Origin of the sequence: Azospirillum sp. TSO35-2 (assembly GCF_003116095.1) — a bacterium.
In the GTDB taxonomy this organism is placed as follows: Bacteria; Pseudomonadota; Alphaproteobacteria; order Azospirillales; family Azospirillaceae; genus Azospirillum.
On sequence record NZ_LGRA01000006.1, the window covers coordinates 1 to 20,973 of the forward strand.

Annotated in this window: 17 protein-coding genes; 12 read left to right on the top strand and 5 right to left on the bottom strand. The window is 67.3% G+C overall.

What is annotated here, in order from left to right; translation table 11 throughout:
- The 8 genes from TSO352_RS33370 to TSO352_RS01330 form a co-directional block, all read left to right on the top strand.
- The coding region (locus tag TSO352_RS33370) for a DUF6165 family protein (protein WP_247871829.1) at positions 1 to 667 on the top strand (667 nt) is incomplete at its 5' end.
- A 78-nt stretch (positions 668 to 745) separates the two neighbouring features.
- Entirely contained in the window at positions 746 to 3,721 is a 2,976-nt protein-coding gene (locus tag TSO352_RS01300; protein WP_109105601.1) for a class I SAM-dependent methyltransferase, read from the top strand.
- 102 nt (positions 3,722 to 3,823) lie between these two features.
- On the top strand, positions 3,824 to 4,672 hold the full coding sequence (locus TSO352_RS01305) for an alpha-1,2-fucosyltransferase (RefSeq protein ID WP_109105602.1): 849 nt from the start codon (positions 3,824 to 3,826) through the stop codon (positions 4,670 to 4,672).
- A gap of 192 nt (positions 4,673 to 4,864) precedes the next feature.
- Positions 4,865 to 6,139, top strand: a complete 1,275-nt coding sequence (locus TSO352_RS01310) for a glycosyltransferase family 1 protein (protein WP_158284500.1) — start codon at positions 4,865 to 4,867, stop codon at positions 6,137 to 6,139.
- A 151-nt stretch (positions 6,140 to 6,290) separates the two neighbouring features.
- Positions 6,291 to 6,725: a hypothetical protein gene (locus TSO352_RS01315; protein WP_109105604.1), complete on the top strand. Its 435-nt coding sequence runs from the start codon at positions 6,291 to 6,293 to the stop codon at positions 6,723 to 6,725.
- 50 nt (positions 6,726 to 6,775) lie between these two features.
- Complete coding sequence (locus TSO352_RS01320) at positions 6,776 to 7,882, top strand: DegT/DnrJ/EryC1/StrS family aminotransferase (protein WP_109105605.1); 1,107 nt, start codon at positions 6,776 to 6,778, stop codon at positions 7,880 to 7,882.
- Positions 7,879 to 8,664, top strand: a complete 786-nt coding sequence (locus tag TSO352_RS01325; protein ID WP_109105606.1) for a class I SAM-dependent methyltransferase — start codon at positions 7,879 to 7,881, stop codon at positions 8,662 to 8,664. The genes TSO352_RS01320 and TSO352_RS01325 overlap by 4 nt, the downstream gene beginning before the upstream one ends.
- A 47-nt stretch (positions 8,665 to 8,711) precedes the next feature.
- Positions 8,712 to 9,821 carry a glycosyltransferase gene (locus TSO352_RS01330; RefSeq protein WP_109105607.1) on the top strand — a complete coding sequence of 370 codons (1,110 nt, stop codon included), beginning with the start codon at positions 8,712 to 8,714 and terminating at the stop codon, positions 9,819 to 9,821.
- A 120-nt stretch (positions 9,822 to 9,941) separates the two neighbouring features.
- On the opposite strand, the gene TSO352_RS01335 is transcribed toward TSO352_RS01330, so the two are convergent.
- Genes TSO352_RS01335 through rffA form a run of 3 tightly spaced genes read right to left on the bottom strand, consistent with a single transcriptional unit; the run spans position 9,942 to position 12,722 of the window.
- The gene (locus tag TSO352_RS01335) at positions 9,942 to 10,853 is read right to left on the bottom strand and encodes a hypothetical protein (protein ID WP_109105608.1); all 912 of its coding nucleotides are present in this window, start codon (positions 10,851 to 10,853) and stop codon (positions 9,942 to 9,944) included.
- Positions 10,854 to 10,868: 15 nt separating this feature from the next.
- Positions 10,869 to 11,531, bottom strand: a complete 663-nt coding sequence (locus TSO352_RS01340) for an acetyltransferase (RefSeq protein WP_199231453.1) — start codon at positions 11,529 to 11,531, stop codon at positions 10,869 to 10,871.
- Between the two features lie 51 nt (positions 11,532 to 11,582).
- Positions 11,583 to 12,722 (bottom strand): dTDP-4-amino-4,6-dideoxygalactose transaminase, encoded by a 1,140-nt coding sequence (rffA, locus tag TSO352_RS01345; protein WP_109105610.1) that lies wholly within the window; start codon positions 12,720 to 12,722, stop codon positions 11,583 to 11,585.
- Between the two features lie 220 nt (positions 12,723 to 12,942).
- On the opposite strand from rffA, the gene TSO352_RS01350 reads away from it, so the two are divergent.
- Both TSO352_RS01350 and TSO352_RS01355 read left to right on the top strand, forming a co-directional pair.
- Positions 12,943 to 14,529, top strand: a complete 1,587-nt coding sequence (locus tag TSO352_RS01350; RefSeq protein ID WP_158284501.1) for a glycosyltransferase — start codon at positions 12,943 to 12,945, stop codon at positions 14,527 to 14,529.
- Positions 14,530 to 14,586: 57 nt separating this feature from the next.
- On the top strand, positions 14,587 to 15,219 hold the full coding sequence (locus TSO352_RS01355; RefSeq protein ID WP_109105612.1) for a class I SAM-dependent methyltransferase: 633 nt from the start codon (positions 14,587 to 14,589) through the stop codon (positions 15,217 to 15,219).
- 199 nt (positions 15,220 to 15,418) lie between these two features.
- On the opposite strand, the gene TSO352_RS01360 is transcribed toward TSO352_RS01355, so the two are convergent.
- Together TSO352_RS01360 and TSO352_RS01365 are read right to left on the bottom strand one after the other, a co-directional pair.
- Positions 15,419 to 16,075 carry a class I SAM-dependent methyltransferase gene (locus TSO352_RS01360; protein WP_109105613.1) on the bottom strand — a complete coding sequence of 219 codons (657 nt, stop codon included), beginning with the start codon at positions 16,073 to 16,075 and terminating at the stop codon, positions 15,419 to 15,421.
- Positions 16,072 to 16,782 (bottom strand): WbqC family protein, encoded by a 711-nt coding sequence (locus TSO352_RS01365; protein ID WP_109105614.1) that lies wholly within the window; start codon positions 16,780 to 16,782, stop codon positions 16,072 to 16,074. The genes TSO352_RS01360 and TSO352_RS01365 overlap by 4 nt, the downstream gene beginning before the upstream one ends.
- Before the next feature lie 269 nt (positions 16,783 to 17,051).
- Here TSO352_RS01365 and asnB point away from each other — a divergent pair, with 269 nt between their 5' ends.
- On the top strand, positions 17,052 to 18,962 hold the full coding sequence (gene asnB, locus TSO352_RS01370) for an asparagine synthase (glutamine-hydrolyzing) (protein WP_109105615.1): 1,911 nt from the start codon (positions 17,052 to 17,054) through the stop codon (positions 18,960 to 18,962).
- Positions 18,959 to 20,890 carry a hypothetical protein gene (locus TSO352_RS01375; protein ID WP_199231454.1) on the top strand — a complete coding sequence of 644 codons (1,932 nt, stop codon included), beginning with the start codon at positions 18,959 to 18,961 and terminating at the stop codon, positions 20,888 to 20,890. Before asnB ends, TSO352_RS01375 begins: the two co-directional genes overlap by 4 nt.
- Positions 20,891 to 20,973 lie beyond the last annotated feature (83 nt).

Consider the following 20,973-nt stretch of genomic DNA (forward strand, 5'->3'; position numbering starts at 1 on the left):
CGACACCGCCGCCATCATGGCCGGCCTCGACCTCGTCGTCTGCGTCGACACCTCCGTCGCCCACCTCGCCGGTGCACTGGGCGTCCCCGTCTGGGTCCTCGTCCCCTTCGCACCCGACTGGCGCTGGATGCTCGACCGCCAGGACAGCCCCTGGTACCCAACCATGCGCCTCTTCCGACAGTCCGAGCCCCAGCGATGGGACGACGCCATCGACCGCGTCGAAACCGCGCTCCGCCACCGCGCCGCCACCCCGCACAGCATCCAAAACGGAAACCCGACCATGCCGATCCTGGCGCCCGTGTCCTGGGGCGAACTGCTGGACAAGATCACCATCCTCGACATCAAGGCCGAGCGCATCACCGACGCCGACAAGCTGGCCAACGTCCGGCGCGAGCGCGAGGCGCTGGGCGCCGTGGCGGCGCAGGCCGACACCGGCCAGGCGGAGGTCGCGGCGCTGATCGACGACCTGCGCGCGGTCAACACCACCCTGTGGGAGGTCGAGGACGAGATCCGCGACTGCGAGCGGGCGCAGGATTTCGGCCCGCGCTTCGTCGAACTGGCCCGCCGGGTCTACCACACCAACGACCGCCGCGCCGCGCTCAAGCGCGACCTCAACCGCCTGCTCGGCTCCGAGCTGGTCGAGGAAAAATCCTACCAGGCCTATTGACCGGCCAAGCCTGCTGACCCGCCAAGTTCACCGACCGGGCCAACCACCCCCTTCCCTCCAAGCTAACAGGTCCCGCCCATGACCGACCCGACCGCCGCCCCCGCCGCTCCGGATCATCGCTTGGCGCAGGCCCTGGAGCTTTGCCGGTCGGGCCGACCGGAGGAGGCGGAAAAGGCGTACCGGGCGCTGTGCGGAGCCCCCCCGCAGGATGCGGCTGGGCTGATGACGCTGGCCGAGACCGCCCGCATCCTGGGCCGCCCGGCCGAGGCCGTGGCGTGGCTGGAGGAGGCGGCCCGCACGGCCCCGGAGCGGGTGGAGGTGTGGAGCGCGCTCGCCCTCGCGCTCACCGCCATCGGCCGCGTCGATGACGGGGAGGTGGCGGCGCGGGAGGCGCTGCGGCGCGCGCCCGGCGGCACTCCTGACAGCGCTTCGGGCGGCGATGCCGGCCCCGCGCTGGTGCAGGCCCACCGGGCCCTGGCGCTCGTCCATCTGCGCCGCAACCGGCTGGCCGACGCGGCGGACGCCTGCGGCGAGGCGCTGCGGCTGGCGGACGAGGCCGCCGGCGCCCACTCCCCGGCCAAGTCCCAGGCCCGGCGGCTGGCCCGGGCGGAGGCGGTCGGCACCCTGGCGCTGGTCCGCATGCTGGAAGGCCGCGCCGACGAGGCCGAGGCGCTGTTCGGCCAAGCGCTCGCGCAGGGGCCGGCGGTGCCCGAGGTGATGGGCAACCACGCCTCGCTGCTGGCCCGGCTCGGCCGCGACGCCGAGGCGCTGGAGCTTGCCGAACAGGCGGTGGCGCTGCGGCCGCGGCTGGTCGGCAGCCTGCACCTGATCGGCAGCCTGCACCACCGCGCCGGCCGGCCGGAGGCGGCGATCGCCGCCTTCCATCGGGTGCTGGCTGTCGACCCCAGCCATCTCGAGGCCCGGCTGCGGCTGGCCGACAGCCTGCGCGTCGCCGGCCATTGGGAGGAAGCGGTCACCGTCTGCCGCGACGGGCTGGCGCGCACGCCCGGCGGCACGCCCGGCCATGCCGCTCTGCTCGCCAACCTGGGAGTCGCGCTGCAGACCGGCGGCGACGCCGCCGGGGCGCTGGAAGCCTACCGCGAGGCGCTGCGCATCGCCCCCGACCTGCCGGAGGTCCACAACAACCTCGCCCGGCTGCACAAGGACATCGGCGACCCCGACGCGGCGATCGACCAGCTGCGCCAGTCGATGGCCGGCCAGCCGCCCTCGCTGCCGCTGCGGCAGACCCTGCTGTCGCTGCTGATCGCCGCCGGCCGCGTGGCCGAGGCCGACGCCGAGGCCCTGGCCATCGCCCGCGCGGCCCCCGAGGACGCCGAGCTGTGCTTCCGCATCGCGGCGCTGTACCTGCGCGGCGGCTGGCGCGACCGCGCCGTTCCCTACGTCCGCCAGGCGATCCGGCTGGCGCCCGACACCCCGCGCTACTGGATCGCCTTCGCCGACGCCCTGCGCGACCTGTCGCTGCCCGCCGCCGACAGCGACGCCGGCCTGCGCGCCGACCTGCTGGCGGCGCTGGGCCGGCCCGAAGTCGAGATCGCCGGGCTGGCCCGCGCCATCGCCGGCGTGCTGCTGGCCGCCCCGTCGCCGCTGGCGCGGCTCGCCGCCCTGCCGGAGGAGCATGGCGCAGAGCTGGACGCCGAGGCGCGGGCCCTGCTGGGCGACGGGTCGCTGGCCGGGCTGGCCGAGGACCCGCTGCTGCTGGCCCATCTGCGCGGCGCCCCGGTCTGCGATCCTGTGCTGGAACGGGCGCTGACCCGGCTGCGCCGCGTGCTGCTGCTGGCGCTGACCGGCCCCGGCCTGCCGGACCGGCCGGCTTGGCGCGCGCTGTGCGCGGCGCTTGCCGAGCAGTGCTTCCTCAACGAATACGTCTTCGCCGAGACCGAGGGCGAGTTCCAGGTGCTGGCGGCGCTGGTCCGCGCGGCGGAGGGCCTGCTGGAGCGCAAGGAGCAACCGCCGGCGGTCCTGATCGCCCTGCTCGGCGCCTACCGCCCGCTGCACCGCTGGGACCGCGCCGCCGGGCTGGTCGCCCTGTCCTGGCCGGAGGAGATCGCCCGGCTGCTCGACCGCCAGGTCGTCGAGCCGGCGGCCGAGGCGCGCATCGAGGCGGAACTGCCGGTGCTGACGCCGATCCACAACGCGGTGTCGATCGACGTCCGCGCCCAGTACGAGGAGAACCCCTACCCCCGCTGGCTGAACACCGGCCTCCTGCCGGAGCCGGTGCCGCTGCCCCGGCTGCTGCACGCCCTGTTCCCGCACGCCGCCCTGCCCGCCTCCCCCGCCTGGGAGATGCCGGGCTGGGAGGCGCCGGAGGTGCTGGTCGCCGGCTGCGGCACCGGGCGCGAGGCGGTCTGGGCCGCCGCCACCATCAAGAACGCCCATGTGCTGGCGATCGACCTCAGCCGCCGCAGCCTGGCCTACGCCCGGCGGCAGAGCCAACGGCTGGGGCTGGCGATCGAGCACGCCCAGGCCGACCTGCTGGAGCTGGGGGCGCTGGGCCGCCGCTTCGACGTGATCCACAGCGTCGGCGTGCTGCACCACATGGAAGACCCGGCGGCCGGCCTGCGCGTCCTGCGCGGCATGCTGCGCCCGCACGGCGTGATGGAGATCGGGCTTTACAGCGCCGCCGCCCGCCGCCCGATCGTGGCGGCCCGCCACCTCATCGCCGAACGCGGCCACCCGCCCACCGCCGCCGGCATCCGCCGCCTGCGCCAGGACATCCTGGCCCTGCCGGCCGACCACCCCGCGCGGGCCGTCGTGCAGTCCCCGGACTTCTACGGCACCAGCGCCTGCCGCGACCTTTTGCTGCACGTCCACGAGTTGCACGTCACCCTGCCCTGGTTGGCCGACGCGCTGGAGGCGCTGGACCTGGAGTTCTTGGGCTTCCGGCTGGCCGACCCAGCGGTGGCGGCGCTCTACCGCAAGCGCTTCCCCGAGGATCCGGCAATGACCTCGCTCGCCCGCTGGGACCGGCTGGAGGCCGAGCACCCGATGATCTTCGGCGGGCTGTACCAGACCTGGGCACGGGCGCGGGGGTAGACGGCGCATGACCGGGAAACAGACCGTCACGGACGGCACTGAGGGAAGCCTTCACCATTCGCGCGCCGCGGCGCGCGCCCTGCCGGTGCCAAGGAGCGCCCGATGATCATCGTCCGCCTGTCCGACGGGCTCGGCAACCAGATGTTCCAGTACGCGTTCGGCCGGGCTCTGGCGACGCGACGCGGGGTACCCCTGCGCCTGGATGTGTCGGCCTACCGGACCGAGCGCAAGCGCCGCTACGGCCTCGACCACTTCCTGGCCGAAGGAACCTTCGTCACCGACGAGGAGGCGCACCGCGTCGTCACCCGGCCGCGCAACCCCGACGAGCCCTGGTGGGATCAACCGGTCGTTCGGGAGCCGCATTTCCACTACAGCCCCGACATCGCCCGGGTGCCGTCGGCCGGCTATTTCTCCGGCTACTGGCAATCGGAACGGCATTTCGACGACATGGCCCCGCTGATCCGGCTGGAGTTCTCTCCGAAGCAGCCGCTGGCCGGCGCCAACCTGGAGGTCGCGCGGGTGATCGCTGCTCGCAACGCCGTCAGCCTGCATGTGCGCCGCGGCGACTACATCAGCGACCCGAAGGTCAACATCCTGCATGGAGTGTGCTCGCTCGACTACTACCGGGCTGCGGTGGCCCATGTCGCGGCACGGGTGAACAAGCCGGAGTTCTTCGTGTTCACCGACGATCCCGACTGGACGCGCGCCAACCTGACGCTGGATTTCCCTGCCTATCTCGTCACGCAGAACCGGGACGCTCCGGTGGAGGATCTGCGTTTGATGACCCTGTGCCGTCATCACATCATCGCCAACAGCAGCTTCAGTTGGTGGGGGGCTTGGCTGGGCGAAAAGCCGGGACAGATCGTCTGCGCCCCGCAACGCTGGTTCGGCGCCTACCCGCACGACACCCGCGACCTGGTGCCAGACCGCTGGACCCGGCTGGACGGCTGATTTCCGGCGATGGAGGCGCTGCACCGCCGGTGGTTTCACCCGACGACCGTCGGCGGGCCGGATCGGATGGGGGTGCGGGTGCGGAAGGACGGAGGCTGAAGGGATTGAGCCCCGGGGAACCGCTTGGTATTCGGTACCGGCCGGGCGCAAGCGCGCCTGATGACACGGAGACGTTCTATGCGGAGAAGTTCCATGCGGGTCGGGATCTATCGCTCCATGCCCTGGTATGCCGGCGGAGCGTTCCAGTATGAGATGGTCCTGCTGGACGCCCTGGCGGCATTGGCCAAGACTTCCGCAGACGACATTTTCTGTCTCAATCGCTCGGACGACAATCTCCACAATCTGGTTGCGACCGGCAACATGAGCTATGGCGGCCTTCCCCTGCAATCATTGGGAGAGCCCTCCTTCCAGCAGGGTTCGCCGGAGACCTATCTCAACCAGGGCCCGCCAGTCCTGCCGGAACTGGATTCGAATGTCATATATCTGGACCGGCCGGCCAGCCTGCAGTTCCGCCAGGCGAAGATCGATTGGCTCTTTCAGCTTCAGCCGAGCGTGACAGCCTTTTCAGCCCTGATGCCTTTCGTGATGCCGATCCACGATCTCCAGCACCGCCTGCAGCCGGAATTTCCCGAGGTCAGCGCCTACGGCCAGGTCGCTTATCGCGATTATCTGTATCGGAACGCCTGCCGCTACGCCACGCTGATCCTGGTGGAATCCGAGCACGGCAAACAGGACGTGCTGCGGTTCTACGGCGATGTGATCGGCGAGGACCGCATCCGCATCCTGCCGCTTTATCCCCCGGTCCGGGCGAGGACCATGCCAAGCGAGGAGGAACTGCGCCGGACAGCCGCCGCATACAATCTTCCTCCCCGCTATTTCTTCTACCCGGCCCAGTTCTGGCGCCACAAGAACCATCACCTGATCATCCAGGCGATGCGCCGGCTCAAGGAGCAGACCGGGGAGAGAATTCCCCTGGTGCTGTGCGGTACCTATATGGACTACGTCCGCGCAGTCACCTTTAAAGAGGTGATGGAATTCGCCGAGCAGCAGGGCGTGCGCGACCAGATCCATTATCTGGGCTGGGTTCCCGATAGGGATATGCCTGCACTCTACAGCCTGTCGGCCGGTCTGGTCATGCCGACCTTCTTCGGCCCGAGCAACATCCCTGCCCTGGAGGCATGGAATTACGGCCGCCCCGTCATCACCTCCGACATTCCGGGTCTGCGTGAACAGACGGGGGATGCGGGGCTGCTCGTCAACCCGCGCTCCCCGGAGCAGCTGGGCGATGCCATGCTGCGGCTCTGGCGGGACGAGGCCTTCGGCAGGGAGCTGGGCGAGCGGGGCCGCAAGCGGCTGGCATCCTGCAATTGGGATGCCTTCGTCGCCCAGGTGGCCGGCGTCATCGAGGAGGCCGGTGCCAGGCTGCGCGACGGCCGTGCCCCACGCTATCCCGACGCCGGGTTCTGACCGCATCCCGCCCTTCCCCGCCCGGGGGTCTCCGCACCACAAGCGCTCCTTCCCGCGCAAGCACGCCCACAAAATATGACTTGTGTTGAGCGTCTCGACAAAGGAAGGATGCGCCATTCTTGGAGGCGTCTGCGTTGGGTACCCGAAAATCATGATCGAGCGGATCGAGTTCAACGGCGAACAGCTTGCCCTGATCGTGCGCAGCAGCTTCCAGGAGCCGGGCGTCCATTTCTTCACGCCGAGCCATCTGTCGCAGCAGTTGGCCTACATGCGCCACCCCGCCGGCCACGCCATCCCGCCCCACATCCACAACCCGGTGCCGCGCGAGGTCCAGTACACCCAGGAGGTGCTGTTCCTACGCCGGGGGCGCCTGCGCGTGGACTTCTACACCCAGGCCGGCGTCTATCTCGAAAGCCGCGAACTCGGTCCCGGCGACGTGATCCTGCTGGCCACCGGCGGACACGGCTTCGAAATCCTGGACGAGGTCGAGATGATCGAGGTCAAGCAAGGCCCCTACGCTGGTGACGCCGACAAGACCCGCTTCACCGGCATCGGCAGCGCCCAGGCGCGCGTCGTCCGGCTCTGATCCCCACCATACCCATGGCCGGCAGCCCTCCAGAAGGAGCGTTCAACCACATGATTCCGGTTTCAGAACCGCTCTTGGATGAGCGCGCATGCGCTTATGTGCAGGAAGCCGTCAGCACAGGCTGGGTGTCTTCCGACGGCCGCTTCATTCCCGAATTCGAACGCCGCTGGGCTGAATATTGCGGCGTGGAGCATGGCGTGGCCGTGTGCAACGGCACGGTGGCGCTACAGGTGGCCATGGAGGCCCTTCGGCTGGAGCCCGGCTCGGAAGTCATCCTGCCCAGCCTGACCATCATCTCCTGCGTGCTGGCGGTGGTCGAGGCGGGTTGCGTGCCGGTGCTGGTCGACTGCGAACCCGACACCTGGTGCATGGACATGGCGCAGGTCGCGGCCCGGATCACGCCGCGCACCCGCGCCATCATGCCGGTGCACATGTACGGCCACCCGGTGGATATGGCCCCGCTGCTGGAACTGGCCGGACGCCATGGCCTTGCGGTCGTCGAGGACGCCGCCGAGGCGCATGGGGCGGAGTACCGCGGTCGCCGGGCCGGCGGCATGGGCACGCTGGGCTGCTTCAGCTTCTATGCCAACAAGATCATCACCACCGGTGAGGGCGGCATGGTGGTGACCTCCGACGCGGCGCTTGCCGAACGGATGCGCTCGCTGCGCAACCTGTGCTTCCGCCGCGACCGCCGTTTCCTGCACACCGAGCTCGGCCACAATTACCGCATGACCAACGTGCAGGCGGCCATCGGCGTGTCGCAGGTTGAGCGGATCGAGGATCATCTGGTGCGCAAGCGGCGCATGGCGGCGCTCTATGCCGAACGCCTCGGCGATCTGCCCGGCCTCGCCCTGCCGGTGGAGCGGCCGGACGTCCGCAACGTCTACTGGATGTACGGCGTGGTTCTGGGCGACGACGTGCCCTTCGACGCCGTCGAGTTCGCCCAGCGCCTGCGCGACCGCGGGGTGGACACCCGCCCCTTCTTCCTCGGCATGCACGAGCAGCCGGTCTTCCACGACCGCGGCCTGTTCGTGGACGAGCGCTATCCGCAGACCGAGCGCTTGGCCCGCCGCGGCCTCTACCTGCCCTCGGGCCTGCCGCTGACGGAGGCGCAGATTGACACCGTCTGCACAGCGGTGCGTGAGGTGATGGCATGAGCGGCGCCGTCTTCGGAACGGGCTACGCGGCGGCTTATGACGCCCTGTACCGCGACAAGGACTACGAGGCCGAATGCGACCTCGTCGAGCGCATCCTGAACGAACACGGGCATGATGGCCCGCGCCGCCTGCTCGACCTCGGCTGCGGCACCGGGAACCACGCTCTCCCTCTGGCCCGGCGCGGCCATGCGGTGACCGGTGTGGACCGTTCGCCCGGCATGCTGGACCAAGCGCGGGCCAAGGTCGGAAAGACGGCTTTCCCCAACGGGACCCCCGCCCCCGTGTTCCATCCGGGCGACGTGCGCACCCTGGATCTCGGCACCCGGTTCGATGCGGCGTTGATGATGTTCGCCGTGCTGGGCTACCAGCACGAGAACGCCGACCTGACGGACACCTTGAACACCGTGCGCCGGCATCTGGCGCCGGGTGGCCTGTTCGTCTTCGACGTGTGGAACGGCCTGGCCGTGCTGACCGACCGGCCGGGACAGCGCATCCGAACCGTGACGGACGGAGCGACGCGCATCATCCGCACCACAACGACGACCCTCGACACCGTCCATCAGCGCTGCCGCGTCCGTTTCGGCGTGCTTCGGCTGGAGGGCGACCGTGTCGTCGATGAGCAGGACGAAGAGCACATCATGCGTTTCTTCTTTCCGCAAGAACTCGATCTGGCTCTGGGTGCCGCCGGGATGCGGATGGAAGGTCTTCAGGCATTCCCGGACTATGACCGGGCACCCGATGAACATGCGTGGAATGTGATCTGCATCGCACGGGCGATCTGAACACATTGTTCCGAGACAGCGGGGCAGACGGCGGAGACAGGATAAACATGCGGATCATGCTGGTCGATCACCTCTACGAGGGCTTTCTTCTGCACGTCTACGGCCAGAGCGGCTCGCTGATGCAGCAGTCCTTCGCCGAGCAGCAGGCCCACCTCGACCGGCAGTTCTTCCCGAGCGCCCACTACTGGGACAAGCCGCTGCGCGACCTGGGGCACGAGGTCTTCAGCGTCAGCGTGAACAATCCGTTCGCGCAGGTCCGTTGGTGCCTGGAAAACAACCGTCAGGACGTGCTGAAGCGGTGTTCGGACCAATACCAGTTCGGCCAAGCCCATCTGCGCTTCAACAATCCGCAAAGCTGGGTTTCCACCATCGCGGCCGAGCAGGTCGAGGCATTCCGCCCGGACATCCTCTATTGTGGAAACATGGATTTTTTCGGAGACGATTTCCTCAGGCTCGTACGTCCCCATTACGGAATCGCGGTCGGACAGCACGCATCCCCCGTTCCCCGCATCGGCTTCGAGACGTTCGATCTGGTCATTTCATCCCTGCCGAACCTCGTCGCCCATTTCCGCTCACGCGGTCTGCGTAGTGAATATCTGAAGCTGGCCTTCGACCACCGCATCATCGAGCATCTCGGCCAGGGCGGGCGAGCGTGCGGCTTGGGCTTTCTCGGACAGGTGTCCGCCGACCACCAGAACCGCGCGGTCCTGCTGCGCGCCCTGGCATCAGCCGTCGACATGGATTTCTGGGGCAACGACGGGTGGGAAGGTCCTGGCGCCGAACATCTGCGCCTGCGCAAGCACCATCCCGCCTGGGGTCTCAGCATGTATCAGAACATGCGGAGCTGCCGGATGGTGGTCAACAACCACATCGACGTCGCCGGCGCTTTTGCCAACAATCTGAGGCTCTTCGAAGCGACCGGCGTTGGCACCTGTCTGCTGACGGACTGGAAGAGCAATCTTGGCGATCTGTTCGACATTGGTTCGGAGGTTCTGGCCTACCGCGACGCCGACGAGGCCATCCGCCTCGCCCGGCACTTCCTGGCCCACGATGCCGAGCGCGAGGCCATCGCCACCGCCGGTCAGGCCCGCATTCTGAAAGAGCATACCTTCGCCCATCGGGCCCGTGAACTGGTCAGCATCCTTTCCCACCTGTGATACCAACGGCTTTTGATCACGGACGCGAGCGTCCGCTCGCAAACGCCTGCGACACTCGAGAAACTTCGTTTTGCGAGCGGATTCACGCTCCAGATCGATGCCGGTTTTACGCGATTTGCGCTAATCCCGCTCTAGGACCGCCAGTCCGAAGCCGGTCTGCCCATAGCCGTCACCGTTGTAGAGCATCCAGCGGTGGCCGCCATGATCGAAGACGAAGGGGTACTCGGTCATGTCGCCATCCCAGTCGCCCGGGGTGACCGACAGTCCCGCATCAGAGTCCCGGCGCGTCCAGACGAGGCCATCCTTGGAGAACGCATAACCGATGCGGTATTTGCTCCCCCGGTATGAATACCACATATGGTAGCCGTCCGCATCCCGCACCACCGAGGGACGGGAGATGGCGTACTCGCCGTCGTCGGCAAAGTCGATGCAGACCCTGCCGTCGCGGCGCCACCAGACGCCATCGGCGGATTCGGCGTATTTGATGTGGTACTTGTGGCGCAACTGGCCGCCATGCTTTTCCCACTCGACGCACGACAGATACCACATGCGCCAGAGGCCGTCCTCGACCAGGACGCAGGCGCTCGCGACGAAGCAGGGGTCGACGGGGCTGCGGTCGAGCACCGGACCGGGCAGCCGTCGGTCAGGCATCCGGCCCGCCGGATCCCGCACCAGCAGCCCGAGGGAATTGCGGAACGGCACCTCGATCGCGCGGTTCCAGCCAATGTAGTAGAAGTGATCCAGGCCGTCCTGCCGGGTGATCCAGGACAGCATGGTCCCGCTGTGATCGAAACGCCCGACCGGCCCAGGCGCAAGCACTGGATGCTCCGATATGGTCCCGGTCCACCGTGCCGCGCGGATGTCCACGTCGACGAAGCCGACATGGGAACGCCCTTCGCCGTCGCGGCTGCTGAAATAGACGCGAAACTCGTCCCCTCCCAAGGGAACGGCCGTCGGTACGGAGGCGTGGCTGCGCATCCAGTCGACCGAGCCGTCGGGAACGAACAGCCGCCCAAGCTTCTGCCACCGCATCGAACCGCTCCTTCGTCAGATGCGCCGGACCCTGGAGCTCGGCACCTTCGAACGTTCGGTTCCGGTGCTGGGATACACCGATTCCGCCGGAGCGTCCTGCAGAATCAACGCGCCGGCACCGATGATGCTGCGCGGGCCGACGACGACGTGATCGCGGATGGTGGCGTTGACCCCCACAAAGCACGAGTCCTCAATCCGCACCCCTCCGGACACCACGACCTGGGAGGTGATGAAGCAGTAATCCCCGATGCTGGCGTGGTGGCCGATGTGATTGCCGCTCCACAAGGTGACGCCGTCGCCGATGCGCACGAAGGGCTGGATCGTGTTGTCTTCCAGGATGAAGGCGTTCTTGCCGACCGACAGGCCGGGCCAGACCGTTGCCTTGCTGCTGACGTAGGATGCCAAGCCGTATCCCCTCGCTTCGGCCTCGGCCATCTTGCGGGCACGCACTTGGTTGAGCTGTGCGTAGCTGACGGCCACGAAGAGATCGTATTGTTCAGGCGGATGGGTCGCCGCGACCTCTTCGAACGCCAGGACCGGCCGACCGGCGAACGCGGTTTCCTGCACATACGCGGCGTCGACCGTAAAGGCGGCGACCCGGCGATCGGTATCATGCTTGAAGTAGAAGTCGGCGACCTCGGCCAACTGCCCCGCTCCAAAGATGATGATCTCTTTCATGATCGTGTCCGTCCCTGGTTGGCGGGAAAGGCTAGCGTGCGAGGAGCGTGTTTAACGGGAGCGGTAGAACCGGTGGATCTCATCGCAAACACGCTCGATGTCAGCCGCGGTAAGCTCAAGGAACAGCGGCAGGCGGAGCAGGCGTTCGCCGATGCGGTCGGTCACCGGCAGGCGACCATGCGGGCGACCATGCTGCATCCCGGCCGGCGACGAGTGCAGCGGAACGTAATGGAACACCGCGGCGATCCCCCGATCCCCCAGATGCCGGATCAGCGCGGTGCGTTCCTCCAGGTCCTTGGTGATCAGATAGAAGATATGGCCGTTGAAGTCCTCGCCCTCCAACGCCTCGCGGATATGGATGCGGCCGGAGGCGCTGAGGTCCTGCAGACCGGCGTGATAAAGCCGGCAAATCTGGCGCCGCTTTTCGTTGATCTCCTCGACGCGTTCCAACTGTGCGTACAGGAATGCGCTGACCAGCTCGCTCGGCAGATACGACGAGCCGATGTCGACCCAGGTGTACTTGTCCACCTGTCCACGGAAGAAACGGCTGCGGTTCGTCCCCTTCTCCCGGATGATCTCCGCGCGTTCGATCAATTCGGGGTCGTTGATCAGCAGCGCGCCGCCTTCACCGCTGATGACATTCTTGGTTTCATGGAAGCTGACGCAGCCGAGATGGCCGATAGCCCCCAGCGAACGCCCCCGATAGCGCGACAGCAGCGCGTGCGCGGCGTCTTCGACGACCCGCAGCCCGTGGCGGTCGGCGATAGCCATGACGCTGTCCATGTCGCAGGCGCGGCCTGCGTAATGCACGACCGTGATGGCCTTGGTGCGTGGCGTGATCGCCGCCTCGATCAGCCGTTCGTCGAGGTTCAGGGTGTCTTCGCGAATATCGACGAAGACCGGAACTCCGCCCCGCAGAACCACCGCGTTCGCCGTCGTCACGAAGGTGAAGGACGGCATGATCACTTCGTCACCCGGTTGGATGTCGCAAAGGATCGCTGCCATCTCAAGCGCGGCGGTGCCCGAATGTGTCAGTAGGGCGCTTTTGCATCCCAGAAGCGATTGAAGCAACGCATGCGATTTCCTGGTGAAAACGCCATCTCCCGCAATCGAACCGCTCGCAACGGCTTGGGCGATGTATTCGAGTTCGGGACCGACAATGGCCGGCTTTCCGAAGGGAATTTTCTTCATAGGACATTTCGCAGATGACGCAGCGGCGGCATCATAGAGCCCCCCGGAGCGGGACGCCAGCCTTGATCCGCCGGCGGGTCACCGGCACCGTTGTCGCCCAGGCAGCATTCGTCTTCCAGAATGGCCCCGGTCCGGGCAGACTGCGCGCCCTGGAGGTGAGACGGACACATCCAGCCGGGGAATGCCGGGCAGTGCTTTTCAAAATGGGGACGATCAGGCCATGAATCACCGCGGTCTTCTGGATGTCGTGTTGCGGCGGATCAGGGCAAGGGAGGCTGTCGCCGGCACGGAGGTGATGGAGGCCCTGGCAGCCGGGCCCCTTCAGGAGCGCGCCGCCGCCAACATCCAGATCGCCCAGGCCTATCTCGACGCGGGGAGGAACGACGACGCCCTGCATTGCGTTGAACGGGCTTGGCTGCTTGGCTTCCGCACCAACGCGTTGACCCGCTTCCTGGCCCACAACTTGGCCGCGGCAGGGCGGCAACGGGATGCGCTGGACCGCCTGCGCGAAGCGGCCTTGCTCTGCGCACGGTCCAACGACGTTGCCGGCGTGTGCGAGACGGCCATCCATTTCCACACCCTGGCGTCCAGCATCAACCTTCCGATCCATGACAGCATCCTGACCGAACTGGTCATGACCACGCTGAAATCCTCCCGTCCCGAACTGCATCGGGCGCGGAGCGGCCCCTTGCGCATCGGGTATGTCTTCTGGGGCGAGGAACAGGAGAACAACGTCCTTCCTCCCGTCCTGATCGAGACGGCCCGCAACCACGACCGGGAACGGTTTGAGCCGGTGTTCTTCTCCTATCATCAGGAAGACACCCTGCTGCGGGTGAACAAGACCTTTCCGCTCTGGCTCTCGCGCATCCGGGCGATGGGCGCTGGCTTCATCGGCAACGATGCCCGGTCCAGCGCCTATGAAAGCGCCCTGTCGCTGTCGCGGAAGATCGTCGCGCAGGAGATCGACGTGCTGGTGCCGCTGGGGCAGATGGGGCTCAGCTTTCTCGTCGCCGGACTTCGGCCGGCACCGTTGATCGTCGGCCTGGACCTCGGCAATCCCCACGTCTACAGCAGCCCCGCGTTGGATCACATCATCTCCCCGTCCATGCATCGGCACACCATGGAGCAGCTGTGCGACGCCACCCAGGTCCGTGGCGTCTACACGGCGCACTCCGAGGTACCTCCCCCCCCTTTGTCGCGCGCAGCGATCGGAGCCGGGCCGGACGAGATCGTCGTGATGACCTCCGGGTCGGCGGAAAAATTTCTCGACACCGGCTTTTTACGAACCCTTGGCGAAGTCGCAGCCGAATGTCCCAACGTGCGCCTGTATCTGGTCGGGCCGCGCCCGGAAAGTCCGGCTGGCGATTTTTTCCGCCGCAACTTTCCGGACGAGGTCGGAGCGCGCATCGTGCTGGCCGGCTATCGGGAAGACTTCGCGAGCTTCATCCGCGCAAGCGACATCTATGTCGACACCTACCCCGTCGGCGGTGGTTACGCGATGTACGAAGTCCTGTCTGCCGGAATTCCCGCGGTGACCTTTTCCCAAAAGCTAGCGGGGCTGTTCAACAAGCTCGAGCATTATTCACCGGCCGCCGTGTTCTGCACGGGAACCGGCATGGTCGTGCCCGGCGATGATGTTTCCAACATCAAGCAACGCATTCTGGAATTGGTGGCCGATCCCGGGATGCGGCGCAGGCTGGGAGCGCGCGGCCCAGGCAATGTGCAAGCGATGCTGGACACCCGCGCGTTCACCGCCGAGGTGGAACGCGTCATCCTGGACCTGGCTGCGGCACGACCGGCCGCATGACCCTCCGGGGTCGGCGGGTTGATAGGGCTGGTATCTTCGACTTTTAGAGGACTTCTTATGATCACCATTCAGAATCTTGCAAAAGCCGCCTGGACCGCTGGTGAACAGCATGACATGACGGGCCTCCATTACGGCCGTCACCACAATCTCGACGGCGCCTTGCTCGGTCCTGCACCCTACTACCGCTTTCTGGCCGGATTGGCGGACGTGTCCGGAGCCCGGCGGATCCTGGAGATCGGAACGCATGAGGGAGGCTCCGCACGCGCGATGCTCGCCGGCGCGCGGGGCCGGCAGCCGACACTGCTAACAATCGACATCGAAAACAACTCCGCTCTCCAGCTGGAGGGAGCCGAAGGTGTGAGCCGCATCATATCGGATGCCCTGGCCCCGCCATGCATCTCGCATGTTTTGCGGGCCTTCGGCGGCAAGCCGATCGACCTTCTGTACATCGACGCCGACCACCGCTACCTGCCAACCATGTCGATGTTCGGGCTCTACACGACCTTGCTCAAGCCCAGGCTCGCCGTATTCGACGACATCACGCTCTATGACGATATGGCAATGTTCTGGAATGACGTGAAAGTCGCTTATGGCGACGACGCGCTGGATGTTTCCGACATCATTCCCGAGATCCGTCCCCCTGTTGAAGGGCGAAGGCCCGGATTCGGGCTGGTGCGGCTTCACACCTGAAACCATCGGCTTTCGATGGCAACCCATCGAAAGCCGTCGCCTCGATCACCGGCCGGGTGTCCGCCCGGCCATTGGGTTCGAACAAGGCTGTCGCGGGCCTGTGCCCGCAGGGCCATGAGGGGACGGAACCCCTTGGCTCGGAAAGAGCGCCCTTCAAAGAAAGTCCCCATACAGTGAACGACCGCCGCGGCCCATCCTATCAAACATGCTTCCGGACAATGATTGTAAATTCGTACAGTCCATAGTCATGCAGCAGCGCGACATTGCGTGAGAAATTCTTTTTGCAGAAGTCAAAAAGGAACAGAGGTTCCGCGTAGAAAAGATCCTCCCGCATCTTGTCATGATCCGAATACGAGGTCAGACAGTTGAACGCAAACCCACGGCTGGCGTTCTGGTTCATGTTTGCAAGGACATCCATCATGTAGCCGTGCCATGCCTCTTTCGACACGTCGAGACGCACGTTGAAGATGCCGCTGGCCACCGCATAATCGGCCGTCTCGTCCGGTGCTGCCGCCTGGAGAAAGCGCGCGTCTTGCCAATTGGCGCAATGGGCGCGCGCCGCCTCGATCATCGCGGCGGAGAGGTCGATGCCAAGATAGCGTCCGGTCCACCCGCTGTTGCGCAGGAAGCCGAGCAGGCCACCATAGCCGCAGCCATAGTCGATCAGCGAGCCGCCGTTGCCATCGAACACGCGGCGGAGCTGGGAAAATCGAAGCTCCTGCGAGCCGGCATCCTTCCAGTCCACGCCACCGGGGGTGGCGCCAAAGGCGCGGAGTTTGCCTGTGTAGTAATCGGAAACGGCGCGCTCGATGGCCTTATGCTGCGCGCCTCGGTCATCACCGTCCCGCCCGCTCATCGTGCCTCTCCTCGGAAAGACTTCATGAACTCCGTCGCCTTGTGTCCGGTGTTGAACAGAAGATCGAGAATCGACACGCCGTGCTCGAATCCGGTGCCGCGCTGGGAGTACTCCGGATATCCCGAATAATCCATGTACTCCAACATCACATTGGCCGCCGAGAACGTCTCCGGTTCTATGTAATCGCGGGCGGATGGGCCACTCAAATAGGCGTCGGCCTGGGCAGCCGCGCAGATGGCGACCAACCGGTCGGTCTTCTGGCCCTCTCCGGCATAATCCCTGGACCAAGTGAAAGGCGTGCCGATCCCCAGCAGGCGGCAGATCCCCTCCAGGAACAGACGATTGACGGCGCTGAGATGCGTTTCGCCACCCGCCCGTTCATAGAGCGCTTCGATCGCGGCGGCGTACTCGCCGAAGAACGGAGCCTTGGCATAGTTGTTCTTGATCGACGCCCAATGCCGCACCGTCCAGGACTGATCCGAAATCTCGGTTTCCTCGATGCTCTGCAGATAACGGCCCTTGTTCACGACCGGTATGGTCAACCACACGCTGCCGTTTGCGGTCACAATCCGGTTGCGGTTCCGCCAATCCCGCCGCGTAAACTGCACATCATCAAACAAAACGAATTCATCAACCATGTTGATGATGTCAAAGTATCCTTTCCAGGGGATATAACTTGACTGCAGAATGGCAATTCTTTTTTTCATATGAAACTCCGGAAAGGCGACGGGTCACTTAAACATGCCCTTGCACGACGGGCAACTCGATCCTGCCGTCACCCGTTCTGTGCAGCCTTCCCACCGGCGTCCCTCCCCATACTAGGCCATGAAGCCGGTGCCGCGACGGCGGCACAGAGGATGCTGTATCCGCAAATGCCCTGGATTTTTCAGGAATTTTCACCATGGCACCCGGCAAGCCAAGACGCTAAACCTAGCCCCGTCGCCACCTTCGGCAGTCTCCCCGGGAGAGCACCCTCATGTGCGGTTTCGCCGGCTTCGCCGGACCCGGCGGCGAGCGCGACCTCGCCGCCATGACCACTGTCATCCGCCACCGCGGCCCCGACGACGACGGCGTCCACATTGATCCCGGCGGCGCGCTGCCGGTCCATCTCGGCTTCCGCCGCCTCGCCATCATCGACCTCGACGGCGGCCACCAGCCGATGGCGACAGCCGAGGCCGACCTCGTCATCGTCTACAACGGCGAGGTCTACAACGCGCCCGAACTGCGCCGCGCGCTGGAGCAGGCCGGCCACCGGTTCGTCACCGACCATTCCGACACCGAGGTGCTGCTGCACGGCTACCGGGAATGGGGCCTGGAGATGCTGGAGCGGCTGAACGGCATGTTCGCCTTCTGCCTCTACGACCGCCGCCGCGGCCAGTTGGTCTTCGGCCGCGACCGCTTCGGCAAGAAGCCGCTGTTCTACGCCGAGACCGCCGGCGGGCTGGTCTTCGCCTCGGAAGCGACCGCGGTGCTGGCCCACCCGGACGTCCCCGCCGGCGTCGACCGCCAGGCGCTGATCAAGTATTTCGCCTACGGCTTCATCCCCGCCCCGCTCAGCGCCCACGCCGCGGTGCGCAAGCTGCCGGGCGGCTGCAGCATGGTCTACGACCTGACGAGCCGGCGGCTGTCGGTCAGCCGCTATTGGGAATACCGCATGGTGGTCGACGACCAGCCGCCGGGCGGCCCCGACCAGTGGGCGGAGGAGCTGCGCGAGCTGCTGGACCGCGCGGTGGAACGCCGGATGCTGAGTGACGTGCCGGTCGGCTTCTTCCTGTCGGGCGGCATCGACAGCGCCGCCATCGTCGCGCTCGCAGCAAAGCACCGCGACCCGGCGGCCATGAAGACCTTCACCATCGGCTTCGATGAGCCGAGCTTCGACGAGAGCGGCTATGCCGCCGACGCGGCGCGCCACTACGGCACCGACCATGCCTGCCGCACGCTGAACCTCGACACCGCCGCCGGGCTGCTGCCGGGATTGCTCAGCCGGCTGGACGACCCGATCGCCGACGCGTCGCTGCTGCCGACCCACCTCCTGTCGCGCTTCGCCCGCGAACAGGTGACGGTGGCGCTGACCGGCGACGGTGGCGACGAGCTGTTCGCCGGCTACGACACCTTCGACGCGCTGAGGACGGCGCGGCTCTACCACCACACCGTGCCCGGCCCGCTGCACCGGCTGGCGGAGGCGGTGGCCCACCGGCTGCCGCGGTCGGACCGCAACATGAGCTTCGACTTCAAGCTGCGCCGGGCGCTGCGCGGGCTGGGCCACCGGCCGCCGCACTGGATGCCGTCCTGGCTCGGCCCGGCCTCGGTGGAGGAGGTGTCGCGGCTGTTCGGCGTCAGCCTCAGCGCCGACGACCTCTACGACGAGGCGGAGGCGTTGTGGTCGTCCGGCGCCAGCCGCCACGACGTCGACCGCTCCATCGAGTTCTACGGCCGCTTCTATCTGGGCGAGAATTTGCTGATCAAGGCCGACCGCGCCAGCATGTTCTGCTCGCTGGAGACCCGCTCGCCCTTCCTCGACCGCGACCTCGTCGCCTTCGTCAGCCGGCTGCCGGCCTCGGCCAAGCTGCACCCCAACGGCCTGGGCCGGGGCACGCGCAAGTGGATCCTGCGCAAGGCGATGGCGCCGCTGCTGCCGCCGGAGATCCTGGCCCGGCCGAAGAAAGGCTTCGGCATCCCCTTGAGCCGCTGGCTGCGCCACCTGCCCCAGCCGTCGCTGGACACCGCGGCACGGCTGGGGGTGGACGGCGCCTGGCTGGCGGCGCGCTGGGACGAGCACCGCAGCGGACAGGCCGACCACCGCGGCCTGCTGTGGGCCTGGACCGCGCTCGCCACCGCGCTGGACCGTCCCGCGACCGTTCCGACATCGATGGAAAGCGCCGTATGAGCCCCGACCTTTCCGGCGACATGTCCAGCCGTTTCACCGTGGAGACGGCCGCCGACAGGACCGCCGGCCGCGGCGCGGCGCTTGCGCGCGGCCTGCTGAGGCTGCTGCTGGGGGTGGGGGCGCTGATCGTCGCCTACCAGTGCGCCATGAACCTGCACGCCAGCAGCGGCCTGCCCTATTGGGACGACTGGGGCTATTTCTTCGGCGCGGAGCAGGGGGTGCAGCAGCCGCTGACCCTGCATTCCATCTTCGCCAAGGACAGCGACCATGTGGCGCCGCTGTTCAAGCTGCTGACCCACGGGCTGTGGCACGCGATCGGCGTCGATTTCATCGCCTTCCGCCTGCTGGGCTGGCTGGCCTTCGCGGCGATGCTGGCGTCCTACGCGGTGGTGCTGCTGCGCGATTGCGTGCGGCCGGGCTGGACCGCGCTGCCGGTGGCCGCGGCCGGGCTGTTCCTGACCGGCACGCTGAACAACGAGTATTTCTATTTCCAGCACATGGGGCTGGCGCAGCCGATCTTCTTCACCGGCCTGTTCCTGTTCCTGCACAGCATCGCCCGCGGCCGGGCGGTCCTGGCGACGCTGTTCCTGCTGGCCTTCGGCTCCACCGGGGTGTTCGGCGCCAGCTACACGCTGGGGGCGGCCGGGGTCGGGACGGTGCTGGCCCTGCGCCAGGGCGGGTCGTGGCGCGACCGGTTGGGCGATCGCCGCACCCTGGTGGCGGTCGGCGGCGGGCTGCTGCTGACCGCGGCGATGTTGTGGATGACCTTCAGCGGCTCCTACGCCAACCACACCGGCCAGCCGCTGGTCGGCCCCTGGCAGCCGGAGTTCTGGGGCTTCCTGTTCAGCGCCTTCGCCACCGCCGCCGGCCTGCCGGTGGAAACGGTGGGGATGCCACTGTCGCTGGCGGTGGGCGTCGGGGCGTTCGCCCTCTGCCTGATCCCGGCGGCCGTCCTGCCGTTCGGCCGGGCGGGGGTGGAGCGCCGGCACGCCGTCTTCTGCATCGCGTCGCTGGTCGCCGGGGCGGTGATCGTCACCATGACCACCGCCTTCGGCCGGGCCGGCCTGTGCGGCGACGGCATCGCCGCCGCGATGCGTTGCGGCCTGACCCCGCGCTACGCCTACCCGGTCCTGCTGGTGTTCCCGGCGGCCATCGCCGGCTGGATCCTGCTGGCCGGAAAGGGGACCGGGAGGGGGGCCGCGATCCCCGTCGGGCTGGTGCTGGTCGCCCTGCTCGCCCTTGGCCATGGCGCGGGCGGTGGCGTCCTGCGGCATTGGCGCGTGAGCGCGTTCAACCGGATGGTGGCCGAGCGCGACGCCGAGGCGCAACGCTGCGTCGCCGCCCACCTGCAGACCATCCGGACGCCGGCCGGGCTGGACTGGACCCGCCCGCTGGTCTGCCCGTCCACCTCGCCACGGAACATCACCCCCTTCCTGCACGCCGCCTATGACTTGAAGGCCGACTTCCTGGGGCCGATCCTGGCCGACGCCGCCAGCCGGCCGGAACGGTCGATCCTTCAGACGCTGCTGCGGGACGGACGGCTGGACGGACCGGCCCTGCGGCTGGACATGCCGCTTCCAGCCGCAGGAGCGAATGTCGGGCTGAACGGATCGCTGGACCGGATCGAGCGGATCCTCAACGGCCCGATCGCCGCCATCGGCTGGGCCGCCGATATGGCGGTGATGGCGCCGGCCACCTTTGTGCTGGCGACCCTCGGCGACCGGACGGTCGCGGTCGGCTCCACCGGCGGTGGCCGCAGCGATGTCGCCGCCGCCTTCCATGACGAGCGCCTCGCCAACAGCGGCTTCCTCCTGCCGCTGCCGGCCGACGCCGCCGGCCAGCGGGTCCGGCTGTTCGTCATGGCGCATTCCGGCGCCCTGAAGGAGCTGACGCCGCCCAGCGGGGTGGTGGTGCCGGCGGCCCCGTAACGCAGAACAGCCCCGGCACGGTCCGCGTGCCGGGGCTGCTGTCGTCCGGAAGGCCGGGGGAGATCATACCAGGGTCAGAACGT